Annotated in this window: 2 protein-coding genes; one reads left to right on the forward strand and one right to left on the reverse strand. The window is 26.5% G+C overall.

The annotated features are described in order from the left end of the window. A partial coding sequence (locus NSA58_RS19745; RefSeq protein ID WP_257560901.1) for a regulatory YrvL family protein occupies nt 1–421 on the forward strand: 421 nt, incomplete at its 5' end. Between the two features lie 41 nt (nt 422–462). Here NSA58_RS19745 and NSA58_RS19750 read toward each other — a convergent pair. Beyond that, nucleotides 463–1,731 (reverse strand): Gfo/Idh/MocA family protein, encoded by a 1,269-nt coding sequence (locus NSA58_RS19750; RefSeq protein ID WP_257560902.1) that lies wholly within the window; start codon nt 1,729–1,731, stop codon nt 463–465. Nucleotides 1,732–1,774 lie beyond the last annotated feature (43 nt).

Consider the following 1,774-nt stretch of genomic DNA (forward strand, 5'->3'; position numbering starts at 1 on the left):
AGAAAAAATAGTATTAAAGTTTACAGTGCTGTCCTTTATTATATATATGGTTACCATGTTAGTATTTGAGGCAATCATATATACTGTCGTTGGCATAGGTTTTTTATCTTTTTTAGGATTTACATACGATTCCTATATTAGTGTTATAATCTTTTTAATAATTTGTTACGTTATGCTTATTCCTGCTGATTACTATACTTCTATTCTAATCGGTCTTTTTAAAACTAAAAGTAATATTTCTAGGTTTCAACAAAGAGCCATAGATTTTATTTTATATACATCTTTTTCTTCTTTAGTTGTTGGAATTGTAGATTTTTTTATGGAAGGCATAAGTATAAGCCCTGCTAATCAAATTCTATTTGTTTTACTTTATTATTTGTTAGATATGTATTCTGATATGTTACTTCTAAGCAAAATATAAAAAATCGCTTCGCATAAGCGAAGCGATTTTTTTACTTAAACTTAAAATAGTAATTTTTCAATTACCTTAGTCATTTCACAAGATTCGTTCCAAAACTCATCTACATCTACTACTACTTCACTTACACTTGCAAATTCACCTGCAAATGCTGTAGCATGGCTACTTATAGTTGAAAGAACACTTGAATTTAAATTATTAATATCCCTATTTTTTATTTCACTTATAAAATCTTTTATCATTTTTTCATTACTGTTATCTTTCTCAAGTTTTATTACTATGTCCTTATTATCTATGAATTTTTTAATATATATAGTGTTTTCTTTTAAACTTGTATAAACTTCTCCATGTGTAAACATAAGTCTTATATTTCTATCTTCTTCTTTTGTGAATGCAGTGATATTAAGCGTAGCTGTAATATTATTTTTAAACTTTAATACGCTAATTAAATTATCAGAAACATTATTATCACAAGAGTATACACATTGTCCATACTGTCCTTCTTTTAATATAGACTTCAAATTTTCTTTGGTTGGATTTATATGTATCCCTCTACTTATTTCTTTATTACTAAGATAAATCTTCTCAGCGCAATAAGGACATTCTTTATCCTTACTACATCTTGTGCATAATTGGCTCATATTTAATTGTAGATTTTCTCTTGTAAAGTGATTTAATCTACCAAAGACAGAAATCTTTTCACACTTAGAATTTGTTAGAAATTCAAGCATATCCAAATCGTAACAACTATTTGTTAAAAGAAGTGGTGCTGTGTCATTATCTAGCCTCCAATTCCCTCTTACAAAGTTATGTACGAACTTTTCATATCCTATATATGAATTATAATTAATGTTAATTAAATTTCCCATTTCATTACTTTCTATTATTTCTCTAAGCTTCAAGAATACATTTGAATATCTATAAGGCATTGAAGCCATAAAAATTCTATCTTTATTATTTTCACATACATCTTTTAAATGAAATAATTTGTCTAAGTTATTAGCCACAGGGCCTTCTACTAAAACATCATAACCCTTGTCTAAAGCAGCAGTAGCTATTGAAAAATGGGTATTATCATCACTACATACTATAACTGCATCTGCTATTTTTTCCTTTTCAAAAAAATCTTTTATATTTCCAAATACTCTATCTTCAGATAAATTAAATATTTCTTTAAATTTTTTTCTTCTTCCTATTTTTGTCTCTACAACTTGTACAACTTCACATATATCATTATTATTTTTTATAAATTCCCCATAAGTGTACCTACCTCTTACACCCGCTCCAATTATAGCTAATTTAATTTTATTCATGAAACAATCCCCTTTATTTATTAGAATAATAAATTACCTCTAT

Origin of the sequence: Terrisporobacter muris, from assembly GCF_024621905.1 — a bacterium.
GTDB classification, from domain to species: Bacteria; Bacillota; Clostridia; order Peptostreptococcales; family Peptostreptococcaceae; genus Terrisporobacter; species Terrisporobacter muris.